Genomic DNA, 17161 nt, shown 5'->3' with positions numbered 1-17161 from the left:
GCCCGGGCGTCTGTCGCTTGGACCTGAGCGGTGCCCTGAGCCTGTCGAAGGGCTCGAGCGGTGCCCGAAGGCACGAAACGGTGCCCTGAGCCTGTCGAAGGGCGTTCCCGTCAGACCTGCACGTTGACGGGGGCGGTCAGCCGGGCGGTGTAGATCGAGTAGCCGTCGAGCCAGCGGGTGACCGCGGTGGCGATCACCGTCGCGATGATCATGGGGACCATCAGGCCGAAGCCGCTGTGGGTGAGCTCGAGGACCAGAGCGAGGGCGGCCAACGGCGCCTGCATGCCGGCGCCGATCATCGCCGCCGCGCCGATCATCGCGTAGGCCCCGAGCGGGCTCCCCGGCCACAGCAGGCTCCAGAGCAGGCCGAGGCAACCGCCGAGCGCGGCACCGGTGCTGAGCACCGGTGTGAAGAGACCGCCGGAGGCGCCGCTGCCGAGGCAGAGGGCGGTGACCAGCGGCTTGAGCACGGCGAGACAGGCCAGCAGCAGGAGGGTGCCCTGGCCGAGGAAGGCGTCATGAGCGATCGGCTTGCCGTTGCCGAGCAGCTGTGGGAGGGCGAGCGACAGTGCACCGAGGACGGCGAACGCGACCAACGGCGCGACCAGCGACCAGGCCCCGCGGGCACGGTGGTGCGAGACCCAACCGATCAACCGGATGTAACCCGCCGCGGCGAACCCGACGACCGGGCCGAGCAGCACCGCCCAGACGAGCAGCCGGAGCGAGAACCGATAGGCGGGCACGTCGGGATAGGTGACCCCGGAGGGAAGGTAGAGCCAGGCGACGACGGTCGCGATCCCCGAGCAGGCGAGCGCGGGCAGGATGACCGGCAGGTTGACCGCACCGAGCAGCACCTCGGCGGTGAACAGCGCGCCTCCGAGCGGGACGTTGTAGACGCAGGCCAGACCGGCCCCGCCCCCGCAGGCGACCAGCAGCCGTCGTTGCGCCGCGGACAGTCCCGTCCACTCGGCGATCAGGCTGCCCGAGACCGCACCCATCAGCTTGGGCGCGGACTCGCGGCCGAGGGAGGCGCCGAGTCCGATGACGATCTCGGAGAGGGTGGACGTGCCCAGGCTGCGTCGGAACGAGAGTCGTCCCTCGCCGGTCCAGAGGACGTCATCGACCTCGGACTTGCGGCCCGGGGTGAACCGGCGCAGCAGGTACCAGCCGATCCCCCCGACCACCCCGGCCACGAGCAGGGGCAGCACGCGGCGCCACCCCTCGGCTCGCGTCACCGCTTCCTCGAAGCCACCGCCGCGCCCGGTCACGCCGAAGGCCAGGTGCTGGACCGTGAACAGGATCCACATCATCAGGTCGCCGAAGAGGCCGGTGGCCACGCCGGTGAGCGCGACCATCAGCCAGAACTTCGGCGTGAGCCGGGCCTCGCCGTCGCCGGTGGCGTTGGGCTGCAGCATGGCGCCGAGGCCGGACGGCAGCCGCTTCTTGATCACCGGCGCCGGGACACGCTGCCGAGGACCAGTCACCGTCCTGTTCTCTCACGGGGTCCCGCATGCCGCTCCGAGTCGCTCAGGCGTGGCTCAGCGGGCCCGCATCGCCGACCGAGGTCTTGAGGATCGCGGGGTGGCGATGTCGCTTCTCCTGGAGTTCCTGGCCCGTGGTCAGGTCGGGGTGGGTGACGAAGCGCCGACTGCCGACGTCACCGCACTCGACTTCGGTCAGACCGGCGGCCAGCATGGTGGCCGCAGACGCGACGTTGCTGGCGTGGCACTCTCCCCAGAACGTCTCGATGCCGAAGCTCGAGCGGCAGGCAGCGATAGCGGCGTCGAGCGCCTCGCCCATGAAGCCGAGACCGCGTCGTCCGGGCCGGAGCGCATAGCCGAAGTCCCACTCCGCTACACAGCGGGTGCTCTCGCCCAGTCCGAGCCAGCCTGCGCAGACGTCGTTCGTCCGCTCGACGACGCTGAACTGCACAGCTCCCGGGCGATCGCCGGCGTGTGGTTCGGGCGTCCTGCACACCTCGCGTAACCAGGTGGCGACTTGGGTCGGGGTCCGCGGGCCGAAATCGTCCATGAAGCGAGCGACCGCGGCGTCCGTCCAGACGTCGACCATGGCTTCCTCGTCATTCAGACAGGGATGCCGCAGCACCAGGCGCGGTGTCTCGACGGTCGTCACGGGCGAAGTCTCACCAGTCGTCGTGCGACCTGGCAAGCGAGTTCGTGCAGACCCGTGACAGGGTGATCGAGGGTGCGAAAAGGGAGTGAGTCGATGGAGACCACGTCGATGGTGTACCGGTGATCACCGAGACGTTCGACTACGACGGCGGGCGTCAGGTGAGTGTGCACGTGCCGCCGGACCCGGTGGAGGCCGTGGTCTTCTGCGGGGACGGCCAGGTGATCGTCCCCTGTGGTGACCGTCTGGTCGCCGCCGGTCTCCGATCGACCATGATCATCGGCGCGCACCGGACGACCGGCGACGAGATGATCAGGATCGGCGAGTACTCACCGACGATCGAGCCGGAGCGCTTCCTCCGACACGAGCACTTCTTCCTGAACCAGGTGCGCGGATGGGCACGGACCGCACTGGGGATCGAGCTGCCGGCCGAGCGGACGGCCGTCGCCGGAGTGTCGGCGAGCGCCGAGCTCGCGCTGGCGCTCGGCGTCCGACACCCGACCGTGTTCGGTGCTGTCCTGGCAGCATCGCCTGGTGGCGGATACCGACCACCCTCGACGTGGCCGGAGACGCTGCCGCGGACCTACCTGACCGCGGGCGATCGCGAGCCGTTCTTCGCCGACAACGCCCAGCGCTGGGCCGACGCGCTCCGTGACGCCGATGCCGAGGTGACCATGACCGTCCGCGCTGGCGATCATGGTGATCCGTTCTGGGCCGAGGAGTTCCCGCGGATGGTGGCCTGGGCCTTTCGTGCTCACAACGACGTCAGCTGAGCGGCCGGTCAGCATCATCTGCGGAGTCGGGTGTCGGCGGTGCCGGGCCCCAGAAAGTCGACTGCGGCAGCTCCGTCCAAGCGAGGGTCCAGCCCGGCCCGTCGAGGGTCCGGCTGTCCTGCAGTGGTCGAACGGGGCAGGGCAGTCCCACCCACGCCCAGTCCCCGGTCACCAGAGCGCCCTCGTGGGCGTCCACCACCAACTCGGGGCTCCGCGTGTGCAAGGTCCGGTAGAAGGTCCCGAGCTCCCACTGCTGCGATTCCGTCGGCCGGAACCGGATCGCGCCGCGCAGCCGCACCCACAGAGCCATGGCGAAGCGGTTGCGGACAGCCTGATCGTGCGCGGCTCGGCGTTGCTCACTGGCACGCTCTGTGCGCAGGACCTCCGTGAAACCGAACTGGTCGAGCATTGGTTGCGCTGCTGTGACCTCGCCGCCGAGCACGTCGTCGAGTAGCGACTGCAGCGGGTGCTTTCGGAGAAGGCGTGATCGCCAGTCGAGTCCTCGGCTCACGAATCGGTCGAGCGCATAGCCGAGCACCGGTCCCGTGGTGTAGCAGAAGCTCCGGGACCACGACTCACCCTCAGCACCGCGGCGGGCCAGAGCCACCACCTCGGCCCGACGTGCCCGCGTCCATCGCCAGCTGCTGTACTCGGCGAGCCCCTCCCACACGTCGAGGTGGTCCTGCCGCCGCAGTTCTGCGGCTGACGTGTTCCGACGCCGATGCGCACGGATGGTGGCAGCGGCGGCGGCCTCCCTCGGGTCGCCGCTCTCGAGAGCCGACGCCCACGCGCGCAGCTCGATGATCAGGAGCGTTCGTCCGTCAGCGGTGTCGAGGATGGGCTCGCCCGCCTCGATCGGCTCGTCGTCCTTCCAACCCTCGAATTGCCAGAAGGCGTGGAACGCTTCGTGCAGCAGGCGACGTGGAGTCGGGAATCCCTCGCCACAGTCGACCATCGCCCAGATTCGTTCCTGCCAGCTGATGGCGGTGTCGGCGGCGAACATCGCGGGATCGGCCCTGATCGGAACCAGCCCGTCGGTCGTTGCGCCGGTGAGGCTCTCGGACAACCACCAGACATCTCCGTCAGCCAGGATCCACCGGGGCTCCTGGACATCGAGTCGCCAGAGCCGACCGGCGTCTGCGGTCAGTGCTTGGCGCGCCTCGGCGACGACCGCGGCGAGCTCCTGCTGGCGGGCGCTCATGCTGGGTGGGCGTGCGGTCAGGCCGTAGCTTCCACGGGCGAGGTCTCTCCACTGCGCAACGCGTCCCAGACCACGAAGGCAGCCGCCGCGCTCCAGGCCTGCGGACGGCAGGCGGCGGGGTAGGGCGCGGGTGCGGTGGCACCGTCGGCCGGGTCGCCCGCGTGCAGCTCGGGCATCCGGAAGTCGAAGGCGGCCGCGGCGCGCAGCAGCCCCTCGGCCAGTTCGGCCGCCTCGTCGGCGAAACCGGCGCGGTGCAGTCCGCTGATCGCCACCGCGGTGTCGTGCGCCCAGACGCTCCCGCCGTGGTAGCTCAGCGGCCAGTAGCCGCCGGCGCGGGTCGACAGGGTCCGCAGCCCGAAGCCGCTCGACAGCTCGGGGGAGACCAGGCGGTCGGCGACCAGGCGTTCCTCCTCGGCGGAGAGCAGCCCGGTGCCGACGAGGTGCCCGATGTTGCTGGTCAGCGTGTCGACCGGGCGCTTCGCGGCGTCGAGCGCGATCGCGGGGTAGCGACCGTGGTCGTCAGTCACCCAGAACCGGGCGCGGAAGTCGTCGGCCAGCCGACGGGCCCACCGGCGCCAGTCCTCACCACCGGGCCGGCCGAACGCGTCGAGCAGGTCGGCGCCGTGCACCGCCGCCTCGTAGGCGTAGGCCTGCACCTCCGACAGCGCGATCGGCCCGTCGGCGAGCGTGCCGTCGGACCACTGGACGCTGTCGTTCGAGTCCTTCCAGCCCTGGTTGGCCAGCCCGTGACCCGACTCGTCGAGGTACTCGAGGAAGCCGTCACCGTCGGAGTCCCCGTGGTCACGCATCCAGGCCAGTGCCGCCTCGAGCGCGGGCAGCAGCGCACGCACCTCCGCCTCCGGCATGCCCGCGCGCCACGCGTCGTGGAGCAGGCAGATCCACAACGGGGTGGCGTCGATCGTGCCGTAGTAGAGCGGCGGCAGCGAGAGCTCCCCGCTGTCGATGGTCAGTGAGGCGCTCCGCAGCTCGTGCATGATCTTGCCCGGCTGTTCGGCGGTCTCGGGGTCGGTGCGGGTGCCCTGCAGCGACGCCAGGGTGCGCAGCGTCGAGGCGGCCATGCCGGCGTCCACCCGCAGCAGGAAGCGCGCGGCCCAGATCGAGTCGCGGCCGAACAGGGTGAAGAACCAGGGGGCGCCCGCGGCGAAGAACTCGTCCTCGCGGTCGGGGAGCCGCATCCGCAGCGCGTCCAGGTCGGTCGAGGCCTGGGACAGCCAGGCGGCCAACCGGAAGTCGGCGACCTCGGGCAGCGACCACGGGCACGGCGTTCGGACCCCGGCCACGGCGCCGTCGGCGGTCTCCGTCCGCAGCGTGAGGTCGAAGACCGCCGGGGACGAGGGCGACAGTTCGAGCTCCCAGGTCAGAGTGATCCGGCCCTCGGCGATCGCGACCGTCGCTTTGGGGGCGTCCAGTGCGACGGTGGTGGAGCCGGCCGTCCAGGTCGCGCCCTCGGCGGTGCCGGTCGCGTCGACGCGGACGCCCGGGGCCCCGCTCTTGACCGCCTGCAGCTCGATCGCGTCGGGGACCACGACGACCTCGGCCGTCGTCCGGCGTGATCCTTTCGCGCGGGTCCGCACCTCGAAGGTCTCGGTGATGCTGTCGACGTCGGTGCGCCGTTCGCGCTCGACCCGCAGGTCGGGGTCGGCGCCGACGCCGTCGAGCCCGCGGAGCAGCGCCGCGAACCGGGTGCGGGAGGCGTGCGCGTCCACCAGTCCGATCGGTTCGGGCACCACCCCGCCGACCCGGACACTGAGCGCTGAGACGAAGCGTTGGTCACCGGCCCAGTAGCCGTGGATCGGTGCTCCGCCGACCTCCCCGGTCTGGGTCGACCAGACCTGCATCGGCGCGGTCAGGGTGACCAGCGAGTCGTGCAGCAGCGGCTGGCGGAGCGGTGCGGCGGACGGGTCGTCGGTGCGGTCGGACTCGATCATGCCCGCACGGTAGCCAGTCGGTGGCGGGCCCGGCACGCTGGTTCGCGCGCCGCCGTAAGGAAAATGGCTGGAACGCGGCGAGTTCCGACCCCTAGCGTGGCGGTCATGATCAGGTTCAGCTGGATGGTCCGCCGTGTCCGAGGTTCCGGGCGGCCACAGTCGGCAGACTGCAGCGAAGCCGTTCTGGGGATGGCACCGCCTCCAGGCTGACTGGGCGGAGGCGATCGTCACCGCTGCGGGTGTGCGTCCGGGCGAGCTGGTGCTTGATCTCGGTGCCGGCACCGGTGCCCTGACCGAACCGCTGCTCGACGTCGGCGCTCGCGTCATCGCCGTCGAGCTGCACCCTGGTCGGGTCACCCGCCTGCGTCGACGGTTCGCGGCGGCCGTCGCGGATCGGCGGTTGGCGGTGGTCCAGGTGGATCTGCTGGCGTTCCACTGGCCCCGACGGCCCTTCCGCATCGTGGCCAATCCGCCGTTCGCGATCACCAGTCCGTTGATCATGCGGATCACCAGCAGTGATCACCGACTCCGTCAGGCCGATCTCCTGCTCAAGCGGTCGGTCGTCCGCGACCGGGTTGCGCGGCAGCAGGGGCATGCCTCCGGTTTCACGAGCAGCGCAGCGCTGGAGCTGCCTCGACACGCCTTCACCCCACGGCCACCGGTGGACGTCGGCGTGCTCCGGCTGACTCGGCGGCGATCATGACAGGCGGGAGATCGCGCGTCGGTTGGCCCGACGCCTGAGTCAGGCTGCGGCGATGATCAGCAGCTCGTTGCCCTCGGGGTCGGTGACCAGCGTCTGCGTGTCTGAGACGTCGAGCAGCCGCCCGCCCGCGGACACACAGGCCTCCCGTCGCGCGGAGACGCTGTCGGCGGCCAGGGTGAGGTTGATCCGGATCCGGTTGCGCTGCTGCCGTCGGTCAACTTCGGCCGGGTCAAGTTCCTGGAAGACCAGCGAGGGTCCCAGCCGGAGGGGGTCATGCACGTCGGTCACCCCGGGACGTGGGTCAGCCACCCAACCGAGGGCGGTGCTCCAGAAGCGCCGGACGGTGGCGACGTCAGCGGCATCGAGGAAGACCTGGACGAACCGGGGCAGGGCTGGGTCCGCCGTCGCGCCGAGCCGGCGCGCGTCGCTCTGCACCGCTGCGGCGAGGTCGGCGAAGTCGATCGACAGGCCGTGCGCCGCGGGCTCCCACCGGTCCTTGCCGCTGTCGATGATCACGAGTCCCGGCCGCAGGTCGATGATCAGTGGGAAGCCGACACCATCGGCGGCGCGGGCGGCCGCGGCCGTCAGAGCGGTCTGTTGCTCGACCGTCGACGTGCGATAGCAGGCGACCGCCGAGAACACGGCCCACCAGTCGGAGATCTCGGGTCGCCCTCCGAGCGGCTCACCCGGGACGAGGTCGACCTCGTTGCCCTCCGCATCGACCTGACAGACGCCGTAGGGACCGGTCCCCGCACCGAGACCGAGGCCGTTGATGACCGGCTCGGGGCGGACGACGTCGAGGTGGATCCGGTTGCGGAGCGGGCGGGGGTCGGACAGTGGTTCGAACCGGACGTCCGGATCGCGACGCAGCGGGTCGCTCAGGCCCTGCTGGCTCGGCTGGTACCCGAGCGCCGATCGCCAGAACGGGGCGATGGACTGCGGTTCGGACGAGCAGAACGTCAGCCCGACCTGCTGCAGGACGCTCGGATCGGCCACCAGGCCGAGGTCAGCGGCGATCGTCGACAGCGCCACGGTGTCGTCGTCTCGCGCCCTCATCCGGACGCCGACCGGTCGCAGTTCGAGCGTGGCTGCGGATTCCCGCTCGAACACCCGCTCGGCGAACTGGGCACCCTGGCTCAGGTCGTCGGCGCCGAACCAGGCCATCGCGGCGCCGTCAATGCGGCGCCAGTCGCTGCCGAGTGTCCCCATGATCGGACTCTAGTGAGAGCGCCCGACCGCGACCAGCGATGAGAGAGTCGGCGTCCGGATCGGATCTCGCCTCTCGTCAGCGCGTCACGATCGTCGACCGCGCCGCCGATCTTGGCCCGTCCCTTGTCAGCCTCCGCTGGAGGCGGCGTGGTCGAGCCCGAACCGGCGCCGAGCCTCCGCGGTCACCGGCGTGAACAGGTTGATCAACCGGCCGTCCGGGTCGCGCAGCAGCAGCGACCGGTTGCCCCACGGCATGGTGGTCGGCTCGCCGAGCAGCGGCACACCCTCGGTGCGAAGCTCGGTGAAGCAGGCGTCGACGTCGTCGACCAGGAAGTCGAGACACAGCGCCCTGTCCCCGGCCACCGTGACCGGCTGGCCCAGGGCGCTGGCGGTCTGCGTGCTGGCGATCGCCAGGGTGGCCGACCCGACCGAGAGCTCGGCGAACAGCGGGTGGTGCCTCGCCGCCTCGAGCCCGGTGACTCGCTCGTAGAACGAGACGAGTCCGTCGACGTCGTGGGCGAAGATGCGCGACACCAGCTGCCGGGCGGTGTGGGTCATCGGGGTCCTCTCGTCGTGGCGCCGCCGGCTGGTGGCGCTCGTGCCGACGACGCTAGGAGCAATACCGGGCGATCGCCGCCCGGTATGCGAGTTAATCTGCCGGGGTGTCCCGGACCTCGCGTCTCCTCGACCTCCTCGAGCTGCTGCAGTCCTCGGGGACTCGGACCGTTCCCGAGCTGGCGCAGCGGTTCGGGATCGACGAGCGGACGGCGCGTCGGGACATCGAGGCGCTCCGCGATCTCGGCGTCCCGGTCGAGGCGATCCGGGGTCGGTACGGCGGCTATCGCGTGAGCGCCGGCTATCGGATGCCGCCGCTGGTCTTCGACGATGCCGAGGCGATCGCCGTGCTCGTCGCGCTCACGCAGGCCGCAACCCGAACGGCGACGGTGCAGTTGTCGAGCGGCCTCGCGACGGCGATGGCGAAGATCCGTCGGAGCCTGCCCGAACGGCTGGCCGAACGCGCGGCCACCCTGCTCGACACAGCGGTGATCAGCCCGGGCCCACACGCGGATCCCGCACCGGCGGTCGATCCCGACGTCGTTCTCACGGTGGCGGCAGCCGTCCGCGACCGCCGCCCGATCGCGCTCGCGTACCGCAACCGGTCCGGCGAGTCCTCGCACCGGAGCCTGCAACCGCACGACCTCGTCGCCTACTCCGGCCGCTGGTACCTGGCCGGTCTCGACGCCGCCACCCAGCAGGTGCGCACCTTCCGGCTCGACCGGGTGACCTCGGCCCACGTGCTCGGCGGCACCTTCCCGGCACCACCGCCGCACGACGCCGTCGCCGACCTGACCGAACGGCTGGTGACGGCGGGCTACCGTCATGAGGTGGTCCTGCGCATTCGGGCCACCGTCGGGGATGTCCGGCGCGATCTCCCGGCCAGCGTCGCGCGGCTGGAACCCCTCGACCCGGACTGGCTGCGAGCGACGATCCACTCGGAGTCGCTGGAGTGGTTGCCCGGCGCGTTGTTGGCGCTCGGAGCCGAAGTCGTGGTCGAGCAGCCCGACGAGCTGCGGACGGTCCTGCAGGAGGCGGCGGATCGGCTCAGCAGCTGGTCCCGCAGCCCGTCGTGATCAAGAAGCTCGGACGGCGGCCAGGATCGCCTCGGCTGCGGCAACCGGCGTGAGGGACGACACGTCGAGCTCCAGGTCGTACGTCTCGCCGGCAGTCAGGTGGAGGTGGCCGCGGGCGTTCCCGATCTTCTGGCCCCGGGTGCGCTGTGCCTCACGGCGTTCGACGAGGCCCAGTGGCGCGTGCAACCACACCCAGACGACGTCGTAGTCGGCCAGCTCGCGACGCCAGGCCGGGAGGATCGTCTCGTCGAGGGGCATCTCGTCGAGGATGACGTCGTTACCGGTGTCCAGCAGTGCTCGCACGGCCGCGCGCATCCCGGCGAGGAGCCGCGCACCCGCGTCGCCGTAACGGATCCTCGTCCGTGGATGGCCGTCCGGGTCGACGGTGTCGTGGTACCACATCCCCGGTCCCGGTCCCCAGTCCTGGCCGGACCAACGCTGCGGGAACATGTTCAGGAAGTGGTCGAGGCCGACCACGAGGTAGGGGCTCGGCATGATCGTCTGGAGGTGCTCAGCGACCGTCGTCTTGCCCACGCTCGAGGTCCCGACGATGGCGACCATCCTGCCCGGCATGGTCACAGTCTGGCCCGTCGTCACGTGACGTGGCGGGCTCGTCTGCGGCCGCCGGTGCGCCTGAGCCCAGGTCAGGAGCGGAAGAGCTCGAGCTCTGCCGCCGTGAAGTAGTTCTGCGTCGCCGGGGTGATCCGGACCAGATAGCGCTCAGCCTTCTCGTCCACCCAGATGACGGTGCCGACGTTGCCGGTCATCGTCGGGCCGGTGATCTGGACGGTGTCGCCCACGGTGAATGTGTCCATGGTCCGAGTGTCGGGCCGTGGTCAGGCAGGTGGTGAGTGACGCATGTCAGCAGTCGGCCGTGAAGGATCCGAGACTGAGCAGATTCTGTTGGACGCCCGCCGGCAGACCCTGCGGCGCTCGCAGCGGTCGGGGCGGTTGGGCGCGCGGTGGGATGATCGCCAGGTGAGTGGATCCGTGCCGCCCGAGCCCCGCACCGACGAGGTCGCGCAAGCGGCGCGCACACGCCGCGAGGAGCGGGCCAGCGCTCACCTCCTGCGGCTCGACCGGGTGCAGCTGGTGCTCGGGCCGATCGTGGTCGCGTTCTTCCTGGTGCTGGGGGTCGTCGCGCTGACCTCGAGTCGGTCGGCGGGCGTCTTTCTCGCGGTCCTCTGCCTGGCGATGGTGGTGAGCGCGAGCCTCACCACCTTCCGGGCGGTCAGGCGGCTCCGTCAGCGGCGATCGGCTACCGAACAGCGCGACTGACCAGCGACCGCTGCGGCTGGAACCGACCAAGCGCCTCAACGCTCTGGCCGGTCCTGAATGGTCCGCGGGCTACCCGCGAGCCAGGCCTGCCGCTGTCTCCGCTCCGAAGTGCTCGGCGACCAGGGAGACAGCGAGGCCGGCGGGACTCGCCCACGATCACCGACGGCCGGTCTCCGTACGGTGATCATGCGTCGTTCGGGAGCCATGGTCGGCTTCGCCACCGCGGTGACGCATCGTTATCGGACATTGCTTTCCCGCGTCGTGGATTTGTCCGACGATGAGGAGGTGATGTCTGCCAACCGGGCCGGCCGACTCGCCAGTGCCGTGGTGGGCTTGGTGGCGGTCGCGGCGGTGACAGGCTGCGGCGTCGAAGATGAGCCGGAGGCTCGGCGGCAGGTTGTTCGCAACTGTCCCTCGGTGATACCCGGCTCGAACAACGCTACCCAGGACTTCGCCGCCCTGCTGGTCTGGGACGGTCGCACGTATGTCGAGGACAGCGCGCTTCCCTCGGCGCAGGCGCAGCGGGGTCCACTCGAGGCCGGCCCCTCGGTCGGCACCGTGACCTGCAGCCTTGTTGACCCTCCGGGTCACTGATCTCGTCCAGCGTCTCGACTGGGAGAAGAGCCGGGTGTCGCACCTGCTCACCCGGATGGAGAGCCGCGGATTCATCGAGCGCACCGAGCGGGGAGCTGCAGGACGGCGCAGTTCCTGCACGCTCAGTGACCAGGGCAGGGCCGTCATCGAGGCGGCGGAACGAGTCCACGAACGTACGGTCCGCGCGCGGTTCCTCGACCGGCTCTCGCCGGAACAGCGGGCAGCGATCCTCGAGTGCTGCGAACAGCTGCTGGCCGCCGATCTGCCGACCAGCGGATCGCGCTGAGGCTGGCAAACGAGAGCTGGCGAGGGGACTTGAACCCCTAACCCCCTGTTTACAAGACAGGTGCGCTACCGATTGCGCCACGCCAGCCGAGCCGCTCGCGCGGCAGGGGTCGAGGCTACCGACCGATCAGCACAGGGGCCAACGGCTTCCGTCGGCTGACGGCGCGGGGCTCCGCCGGACGCCCTCAGACGCCGGGCGCGCTGACGAACGCGGTGCCCGAGCCCTTGACCCCGACGCCGGTCTCGCCGGCGGTGACGAACGCCGCCTGGCCGCGGCTGAGCTTGGTCTTGCGCAGGCCCGAGCCCAGCGCCACCTCGCCGTCGGTGACCAGCACGATCCGGCCGCTGCCGTCGGCGGGCAGGGTCACCGTGCCGCCGTGAGGCGCGAGCCGCCAGACCGCGAACTCCGGCGCCGGCGTCCGGTAGCGGAACACCCCGGTCTGCTCCTCTTCGGCCACCACCAGGTCCGGCTGGCCGGGGGTGAAGTCGAGGATGTCGAGCAGCTCGTCGCGGTCGACGAACTTCGGCGTCAACCCGCCGCGCAGCACGTTGTCGGAGTTGGCCATCACCTCGACTCCGGTGCCGTCGAGGTAGGCGTGCAGGTTCCCCGCAGGCAGGAACATCGCCTCGTTCTCCTGCAGCGTGATCTTGTTCATCATCAGTCCGGCCAGCACGCCGGGGTCGGTCGGGTAGTGCTCACCCAGCCCGACCGCGGTGCGGGCGAACGACCCGAGCGCATCGTCGCGCCCGACCAGTCCCTGGCAGAGCGTGATCACCACGCTGACCAACATCTCCGGGTGCTCGGCGTAGAGCAGCCGGGCGAACGCCTTCTGTACGGCCTCGGGGCCGCCCCCACGCAGCGGCTCCACCACGTCGAGCACCTGGTCGACGCCCAGCGTGCTGAACATCGCGTACGTCTCGACCGGGTCGCGGAAACCGCACAGCGCGTGGAACTCGCCGAGCGCGCAGATCATCTCCGGCTTGGGCCAGTCGTCCTTGTAGGTCCGGTTGGCCGCGTCCAGCGCGACGCCGGCCTGCTGTTCCCGGGCGAAGCCGGCCTCGGCCTGCTCCCGGCTCGGGTGGGCCTGCAGCGACAGCGGCTGCGCCGCCGCGATGATCTTGGTCAGGTAGGGCAGTCGCGGACCGAACCGCTCGACCGAGCGCTGGCCGACCAGCCCGACGGCGTCCCGGGAGACGGCCTGGTCGAGCGGGGTTCCGTCGAGATCGGAGGGTGCGAGCGGGTGCGCGCCGAGCCAGAGCTCGGCCTGCGGCTCACCCGACGGCGTCCGGCCGAGCAACTCCGGGATCGCGGTGGTCGACCCCCACGCGTACGGCTGGATCCGGCCACCGATGGTGGTGATCATCTGCGCTCCTCACTCCTCGTTGCTGCTCCCTCCGCCACCCAGTGCTCGGGTGGCGGCCGCGTCGACCGCCGCACGCCAGGTCTCCAGCGTCCGCATGCAGGCCAGGCTGTCCTCCCACGGCACCAGCGGCGACTCGAGCTCACCCGCGCGCAGGCACCGCATGACCTCCTGTGCCTGCAGCGTGTAGCCGCCGCCGGGCAGTTGGGTGATCAACACCTCCGGTGATGTTTCCCGGTCGTTCCCGCGGTAGATGCGGACCTCGTCGGGCTTGATGAAGTTGTCGATCTCGATCCGGCCCTCGGTGCCGTAGACCACCGCGGAGGTCGGCAGCGTCGTCTCCAGCGTGCAGGTGAGCGCACCGGTCACCGGCGGCTGGCCGGCGAAGGTCATCGCCGCCACCGCGTGCGCGTCGACGCCGGTCGAGGCCAGGTGCCCGGTGCCGTGGATCGCGGTCGGCTCGCCGGCCACCAGGTTGGCCAGGTGCACCGGATAGACCCCGAGGTCGAGCAGCGCCCCGCCGGCGAGTTCCGGGTTGAGCAGCCGGTGCTCGTCGGGGCCGTCGAAGGCGAACCCGAACCCCGCCTCGATGTGCCGGAGCGCGCCGATCTCGCCGTCGCGAAGGGCCTGGGCCACCCGCCGGATCAGCGGGTTGGTGCGCATCCAGACCGCTTCCATGCAGAAGAGCCCGCGCTCGCGCGCCAGCCCGATCAGCTCCTCGGCCTCGGCGACGCTCGCGGTCAGCGACTTCTCCACCAGCACCGCGCGGCCCGCCTCGAGGCAGAGCCGGGCCGAGGCCAGGTGGTCGCTGTGCGGGCTCGCGATGTAGACCACGTCGACCTCGTCGTCGTCGGCCAGCTCGGCGTAACTGCCGTAGGCCCGGGCGAAGCCGTGCTCGGCGGCGAACGCCTCGGCCTTGTCGAGGCCGCGCGAGGCGACCGCGGTGAGCTCGGCCTCCTCGGGCAGCAGCGCCAGGTCGCGGGCGAACACCCCGGCGATGTGGCCGGTGCTCAGCACCCCCCAGCGGATGCGACGCGGCTCGGACGACGGGGTCGGCTCGCTCATGACCCCATCCAACCGCACGCCGTCCAGGACGCCGATTGCTAGGGTCGGCGGCAGGTCGGCCGGCCCGGAACGCGGGTCCGGACCGGGCCCGGACGGCCGGATCCGCCCCGGTGGGGCGGTCCGGGGATGAATGACAGCCGTGTAGTTCGGCTCTAGGATGTGGGCATGGTTTCTGCGACGGACGAAGCGGCCACCGCTCCGGAACCGGAGGGGGGCGCCGGGCTGAGCGATCGCGACGCGCAGCTGCTGGCCTTCGAACGTCAGTGGTGGAAGTTCGCCGGCGCCAAGGAGCAGGCGATCCGCGACCGGTTCCAGATGTCCGCCACCCGCTACTACCAGATCCTGAACGCCCTGATCGACAAGCCCGAGGCCCTCGCCCACGACCCGCTGCTGGTCAAGCGACTGCGCCGGCTCCGCGCCTCGCGCCAGCGGGCCCGTTCGGCCCGTCGGCTGGGGATCGACCTGCACGTCGACGCCTGAGGCGTCGCTCGCCCGGGACGAGCGCCCTCACCCGCTCCCCGCCCAGCACTCCACCGCCGACTCAACTCCGCCGCCGACTCAGTCGGCGGCGGTTCTCGTCCGGGCCCGGACGTGGGCCCGCTCGCCCTGCGGCCCGAACAGGGTCATCAGCTCCACCGGCTGGTCGTCGGCCGGTTCGACGGCGTGCGGCGTACGAGTGTCGAACTCCGCCGCCTCGCCCGCCTCGAGCACCAGGTCGTGCTCGCCGAGCAGCAACCGCAGCCGTCCGTCGAGCACGTAGAGCCACTCGTAGCCCTCGTGGGTGCCGAGCGGGACGTCCATCCGCCGCGGTCCACCGGGGATCACCACCTTGTAGGCCCGCAGCCCGCCCGGCCGGTTGGTCAGCGGCAGGTAGCTGCGTCCGTGCCGGACCACCGGGCGGAGCCGCACCCGGGGGTCGCCGGTGGCCGGGGCGTCGACCAGTTCGTCGAGCGACACGTCGTGCGCACGGGCCAGCGGCCACAGCAGCTCGAGCGTCGGCCGGCGCTGCCCGGACTCGAGCCGGGACAGGGTGCTGACCGAGATCCCGGTCCGCTCGGCCAGCTCGGTCAGCGTGACCTCGCGGCGCAGCCGCAGCTCGCGGAGCCGCTGGCCCACCGAGCCGAGCATGGTGTCGAGCTCCTCGCTCACGATGACCTCCTGCTGTCGTCTTTGCCGGAACAGCAAAGATACTTGCTGGTCTGTCCTGCGCGCAGCACGCTGGTAGACGGCGGCGCACCGGCGTCCGCGTGACGAGAGGAACGAGATGACGGAGCAGGACCTGGCCACGGTCGAGGTGGCGGTGATCGGTGGCGGAGCGGCCGGGCTGAGCGGGGCGCTCACCCTCGGCCGGATGCGCCGGTCGGTGGTGGTGATCGACGAGGGCCGGCCGCGCAACGCGCCGGCCGAGGGCGTCCACGGCTACCTGAGCCGGGACGGCATCCCGCCGCAGGAACTGCTGCGCTGCGGGCGCGAGGAGGTGACCGGGTACGGCGTCCGGATCCTCACCGGTCGGGTCGCCGCGGTCGCGCGGGAGGCAACGGCGTTCCGGCTCGAGCTGGGTGACGGGAGCGTTCTGCGGGCGCGCCGGCTGCTGGTGACCACCGGGATGACCGACGCCCTACCCGAGGTGCCGGGGGTGCGCGAGCGGTGGGGCCGCGACGTCCTGCACTGCCCGTTCTGTCACGGGTGGGAGGTGCGCGACCAGGCGATCGGCGTGCTGGCCACCACCCCGATGGCCGCGCACCAGGCCCAGCTGCTCCGGCTGCTCAGCGACGACGTGACCGTCTTCACCCACAGCACCGGAGGCTTCGACGAGACCGTCGCCGGTCCGCTCCGGGCGCGGGGGATCCGGCTGATGGACGGCCGGGTCGAGGGGCTGGTCGTCGAGGCCGACCGGCTGACCGGCGTCCGGCTGGCCGACGGCACCGAGGTCCCGGTCCAGGCCCTGGCCGTCGGGCCGCCGTGGACGCTCAACCTGGCCGGGCTCGAGGGGCTCGGGCTGCGCACCGTCGAGCATCCCACCGGGTTCGGCGAGGTGCTCGAGGTGGACGCCAACGGACGCACGTCGGTGCCCGGCGTCTGGGCCGCGGGCACCGTGGCCAACCCGACCGCGCAGGTGTCGACCTCGGTCGCCGCCGGTGCCTGGGCGGGGGCGACGATCGTCGCGTCGCTGCTGGAGGACACCATCGAGCAGGCCGTCGAGGAGGCCCGGCTGGTCGCCGGGTCGGCGGCGTGACCGGAGGAGGACGCCCCATGACCACCGCACACGACCACGGGCACGAGCAAGCGCACGACCACGGGCACGTCGACGGGTCCGGGATCGCCGGGGACCCGACCGCCGTCCGCTTCACCGAGGAGTTCTGGGAGGAGCGGTACGGCAGTCGACCGTCGGTCTGGAGCGGTCGGCCCAACCCGCACCTGGTCGGCGAGGTCGGCGCGCTGCGTCCGGGTCGGGCGGTCGACGTCGGCTGCGGGGAGGGCGCCGACGCGATCTGGCTCGCCCGTCAGGGCTGGCAGGTGCTCGCCCTCGACTGGTCCCGGACCGCACTCGACCGCGGTCGCCGCGCCGCCGAGCAGGTCGGCGCCGAGGTCGCGGCCCGGATCAGCTGGCGGCACCAGGACCTCGTGACCTGGCAGCCCGAACCGGACAGCGCCGACCTGGTCAACAGCCAGTTCCTCCACCTGCCGCCCGGTCAGCTGATGCCGCTGTTCGGCCGGCTCGCCGGGGCCGTCCGCCCCGGCGGGACGCTGCTGATCGTCGGCCACCACGTCTCCGACCTGGAGACGACGATGCCGCGACCGCACGTGCCCGAGCTGTTCTTCTCCGGCGACGACCTGACCGCGCTGCTCGACCCGGCCGCGTGGGACGTCCGGGCCGACGGCGCCGTCCCGCGGTCGGCCACCGACCCGGACGGTCGCGAGATCACCATCCGCGACACGGTCTTCCGCGCGGTGCGGCGGCCGCTCTGAGACCAGCGGCCA

The 17161-nt window shown here is 71.6% G+C and carries 20 protein-coding genes and 1 tRNA gene; 9 read left to right on the top strand and 12 right to left on the bottom strand.

Annotation, left to right across the window (positions count from 1 at the left end):
- Positions 1–110: 110 nt before the first annotated feature.
- Together FHX74_RS11790 and FHX74_RS11785 are read right to left on the bottom strand one after the other, a co-directional pair.
- Positions 111–1484 carry a chloride channel protein gene (locus tag FHX74_RS11790; RefSeq protein ID WP_220483771.1) on the bottom strand — a complete coding sequence of 458 codons (1374 nt, stop codon included), beginning with the start codon at positions 1482–1484 and terminating at the stop codon, positions 111–113.
- A 43-nt stretch (positions 1485–1527) separates the two neighbouring features.
- Positions 1528–2133 (bottom strand): GNAT family N-acetyltransferase, encoded by a 606-nt coding sequence (locus FHX74_RS11785; protein WP_182560299.1) that lies wholly within the window; start codon positions 2131–2133, stop codon positions 1528–1530.
- Positions 2134–2252: 119 nt separating this feature from the next.
- On the opposite strand from FHX74_RS11785, the gene FHX74_RS11780 reads away from it, so the two are divergent.
- The gene (locus FHX74_RS11780; RefSeq protein ID WP_182560298.1) at positions 2253–2903 is read left to right on the top strand and encodes an alpha/beta hydrolase-fold protein; all 651 of its coding nucleotides are present in this window, start codon (positions 2253–2255) and stop codon (positions 2901–2903) included.
- Here the strand turns inward: FHX74_RS11780 and FHX74_RS11775 are convergent.
- Both FHX74_RS11775 and FHX74_RS11770 read right to left on the bottom strand, forming a co-directional pair.
- Complete coding sequence (locus tag FHX74_RS11775; RefSeq protein WP_182560297.1) at positions 2896–4104, bottom strand: hypothetical protein; 1209 nt, start codon at positions 4102–4104, stop codon at positions 2896–2898. The genes FHX74_RS11780 and FHX74_RS11775 overlap by 8 nt on opposite strands.
- Before the next feature lie 17 nt (positions 4105–4121).
- On the bottom strand, positions 4122–6053 hold the full coding sequence (locus tag FHX74_RS11770) for a glycogen debranching N-terminal domain-containing protein (protein ID WP_182560296.1): 1932 nt from the start codon (positions 6051–6053) through the stop codon (positions 4122–4124).
- A 133-nt stretch (positions 6054–6186) separates the two neighbouring features.
- Here FHX74_RS11770 and FHX74_RS11765 point away from each other — a divergent pair, with 133 nt between their 5' ends.
- Complete coding sequence (locus FHX74_RS11765) at positions 6187–6756, top strand: rRNA adenine N-6-methyltransferase family protein (RefSeq protein ID WP_182560295.1); 570 nt, start codon at positions 6187–6189, stop codon at positions 6754–6756.
- A 39-nt stretch (positions 6757–6795) separates the two neighbouring features.
- Here FHX74_RS11765 and FHX74_RS11760 read toward each other — a convergent pair whose 3' ends face one another.
- Entirely contained in the window at positions 6796–7965 is a 1170-nt protein-coding gene (locus FHX74_RS11760; protein ID WP_182560294.1) for a VOC family protein, read from the bottom strand.
- A 126-nt stretch (positions 7966–8091) separates the two neighbouring features.
- A complete protein-coding gene (locus FHX74_RS11755) occupies positions 8092–8523 on the bottom strand; it encodes a VOC family protein (RefSeq protein WP_182560293.1) in 432 nt (143 codons plus the stop codon).
- Positions 8524–8627: 104 nt separating this feature from the next.
- Between FHX74_RS11755 and FHX74_RS11750 the strand changes: the two genes are divergently transcribed.
- Positions 8628–9596: a helix-turn-helix transcriptional regulator gene (locus FHX74_RS11750; RefSeq protein WP_182560292.1), complete on the top strand. Its 969-nt coding sequence runs from the start codon at positions 8628–8630 to the stop codon at positions 9594–9596.
- On the opposite strand, the gene FHX74_RS11745 is transcribed toward FHX74_RS11750, so the two are convergent.
- Positions 9597–10169 carry a phosphotransferase-like protein gene (locus tag FHX74_RS11745; protein WP_182560291.1) on the bottom strand — a complete coding sequence of 191 codons (573 nt, stop codon included), beginning with the start codon at positions 10167–10169 and terminating at the stop codon, positions 9597–9599. It abuts the gene before it with no gap.
- A 71-nt stretch (positions 10170–10240) separates the two neighbouring features.
- On the bottom strand, positions 10241–10411 hold the full coding sequence (locus tag FHX74_RS11740) for a KOW domain-containing RNA-binding protein (RefSeq protein ID WP_182560290.1): 171 nt from the start codon (positions 10409–10411) through the stop codon (positions 10241–10243).
- A 43-nt stretch (positions 10412–10454) separates the two neighbouring features.
- On the opposite strand from FHX74_RS11740, the gene FHX74_RS11735 reads away from it, so the two are divergent.
- The 3 genes from FHX74_RS11735 (at position 10455) to FHX74_RS11725 (ending at position 11754) form a co-directional block, all read left to right on the top strand.
- Positions 10455–10874, top strand: a complete 420-nt coding sequence (locus tag FHX74_RS11735; RefSeq protein WP_182560289.1) for a hypothetical protein — start codon at positions 10455–10457, stop codon at positions 10872–10874.
- A gap of 180 nt (positions 10875–11054) precedes the next feature.
- Positions 11055–11468 (top strand): hypothetical protein, encoded by a 414-nt coding sequence (locus FHX74_RS11730; protein ID WP_182560288.1) that lies wholly within the window; start codon positions 11055–11057, stop codon positions 11466–11468.
- Entirely contained in the window at positions 11446–11754 is a 309-nt protein-coding gene (locus FHX74_RS11725; RefSeq protein WP_182560287.1) for a MarR family winged helix-turn-helix transcriptional regulator, read from the top strand. Before FHX74_RS11730 ends, FHX74_RS11725 begins: the two co-directional genes overlap by 23 nt.
- 14 nt (positions 11755–11768) lie before the next feature.
- Here FHX74_RS11725 and FHX74_RS11720 read toward each other — a convergent pair.
- The 3 genes from FHX74_RS11720 to FHX74_RS11710 all read right to left on the bottom strand — a co-directional run bounded on the left by FHX74_RS11720 (position 11769) and on the right by FHX74_RS11710 (position 14179).
- Positions 11769–11841: transfer RNA gene (locus FHX74_RS11720), tRNA-Thr, on the bottom strand.
- A gap of 97 nt (positions 11842–11938) precedes the next feature.
- Positions 11939–13117: a mannose-6-phosphate isomerase, class I gene (gene manA, locus FHX74_RS11715; RefSeq protein ID WP_182560286.1), complete on the bottom strand. Its 1179-nt coding sequence runs from the start codon at positions 13115–13117 to the stop codon at positions 11939–11941.
- Positions 13118–13126: 9 nt separating this feature from the next.
- A complete protein-coding gene (locus FHX74_RS11710; RefSeq protein ID WP_182560285.1) occupies positions 13127–14179 on the bottom strand; it encodes a Gfo/Idh/MocA family protein in 1053 nt (350 codons plus the stop codon).
- A gap of 165 nt (positions 14180–14344) precedes the next feature.
- Here FHX74_RS11710 and FHX74_RS11705 point away from each other — a divergent pair, with 165 nt between their 5' ends.
- Positions 14345–14659: a DUF3263 domain-containing protein gene (locus FHX74_RS11705; protein ID WP_182560284.1), complete on the top strand. Its 315-nt coding sequence runs from the start codon at positions 14345–14347 to the stop codon at positions 14657–14659.
- A gap of 78 nt (positions 14660–14737) precedes the next feature.
- On the opposite strand, the gene FHX74_RS11700 is transcribed toward FHX74_RS11705, so the two are convergent.
- Positions 14738–15328 (bottom strand): helix-turn-helix domain-containing protein, encoded by a 591-nt coding sequence (locus FHX74_RS11700; RefSeq protein ID WP_182560283.1) that lies wholly within the window; start codon positions 15326–15328, stop codon positions 14738–14740.
- Positions 15329–15443: 115 nt separating this feature from the next.
- Between FHX74_RS11700 and FHX74_RS11695 the strand changes: the two genes are divergently transcribed.
- Positions 15444–16415 (top strand): NAD(P)/FAD-dependent oxidoreductase, encoded by a 972-nt coding sequence (locus FHX74_RS11695; RefSeq protein WP_182560282.1) that lies wholly within the window; start codon positions 15444–15446, stop codon positions 16413–16415.
- Positions 16416–16432: 17 nt separating this feature from the next.
- On the top strand, positions 16433–17149 hold the full coding sequence (locus tag FHX74_RS11690) for a class I SAM-dependent methyltransferase (protein WP_182560281.1): 717 nt from the start codon (positions 16433–16435) through the stop codon (positions 17147–17149).
- The last annotated feature ends 12 nt before the right edge of the window (positions 17150–17161 follow it).

The organism is Microlunatus kandeliicorticis, from assembly GCF_014137855.1.
Lineage (GTDB): Bacteria > Actinomycetota > Actinomycetes > Propionibacteriales > Propionibacteriaceae > Microlunatus > Microlunatus kandeliicorticis.
This window is presented reverse-complemented; position numbering and strand designations above follow the sequence as displayed.

Bases quoted from the DNA above. Each gene is read 5' to 3' on its own strand.
- FHX74_RS11710 (WP_182560285.1), bottom strand. From the start codon at position 14,179: ATGAGCGAGCCGACCCCGTCGTCCGAGCCGCGTCGCATCCGCTGGGGG.
- FHX74_RS11760 (WP_182560294.1), bottom strand. From the start codon at position 7,965: ATGGGGACACTCGGCAGCGACTGGCGCCGCATTGACGGCGCCGCGATG.
- FHX74_RS11775 (WP_182560297.1), bottom strand. From the start codon at position 4,104: ATGAGCGCCCGCCAGCAGGAGCTCGCCGCGGTCGTCGCCGAGGCGCGC.
- FHX74_RS11770 (WP_182560296.1), bottom strand. From the start codon at position 6,053: ATGATCGAGTCCGACCGCACCGACGACCCGTCCGCCGCACCGCTCCGC.
- FHX74_RS11740 (WP_182560290.1), bottom strand. From the start codon at position 10,411: ATGGACACATTCACCGTGGGCGACACCGTCCAGATCACCGGCCCGACG.
- FHX74_RS11755 (WP_182560293.1), bottom strand. From the start codon at position 8,523: ATGACCCACACCGCCCGGCAGCTGGTGTCGCGCATCTTCGCCCACGAC.
- FHX74_RS11745 (WP_182560291.1), bottom strand. From the start codon at position 10,169: ATGCCGGGCAGGATGGTCGCCATCGTCGGGACCTCGAGCGTGGGCAAG.
- FHX74_RS11695 (WP_182560282.1), top strand. From the start codon at position 15,444: ATGACGGAGCAGGACCTGGCCACGGTCGAGGTGGCGGTGATCGGTGGC.
- manA (WP_182560286.1), bottom strand. From the start codon at position 13,117: ATGATCACCACCATCGGTGGCCGGATCCAGCCGTACGCGTGGGGGTCG.
- FHX74_RS11690 (WP_182560281.1), top strand. From the start codon at position 16,433: ATGACCACCGCACACGACCACGGGCACGAGCAAGCGCACGACCACGGG.
- FHX74_RS11705 (WP_182560284.1), top strand. From the start codon at position 14,345: ATGGTTTCTGCGACGGACGAAGCGGCCACCGCTCCGGAACCGGAGGGG.
- FHX74_RS11735 (WP_182560289.1), top strand. From the start codon at position 10,455: ATGTCAGCAGTCGGCCGTGAAGGATCCGAGACTGAGCAGATTCTGTTG.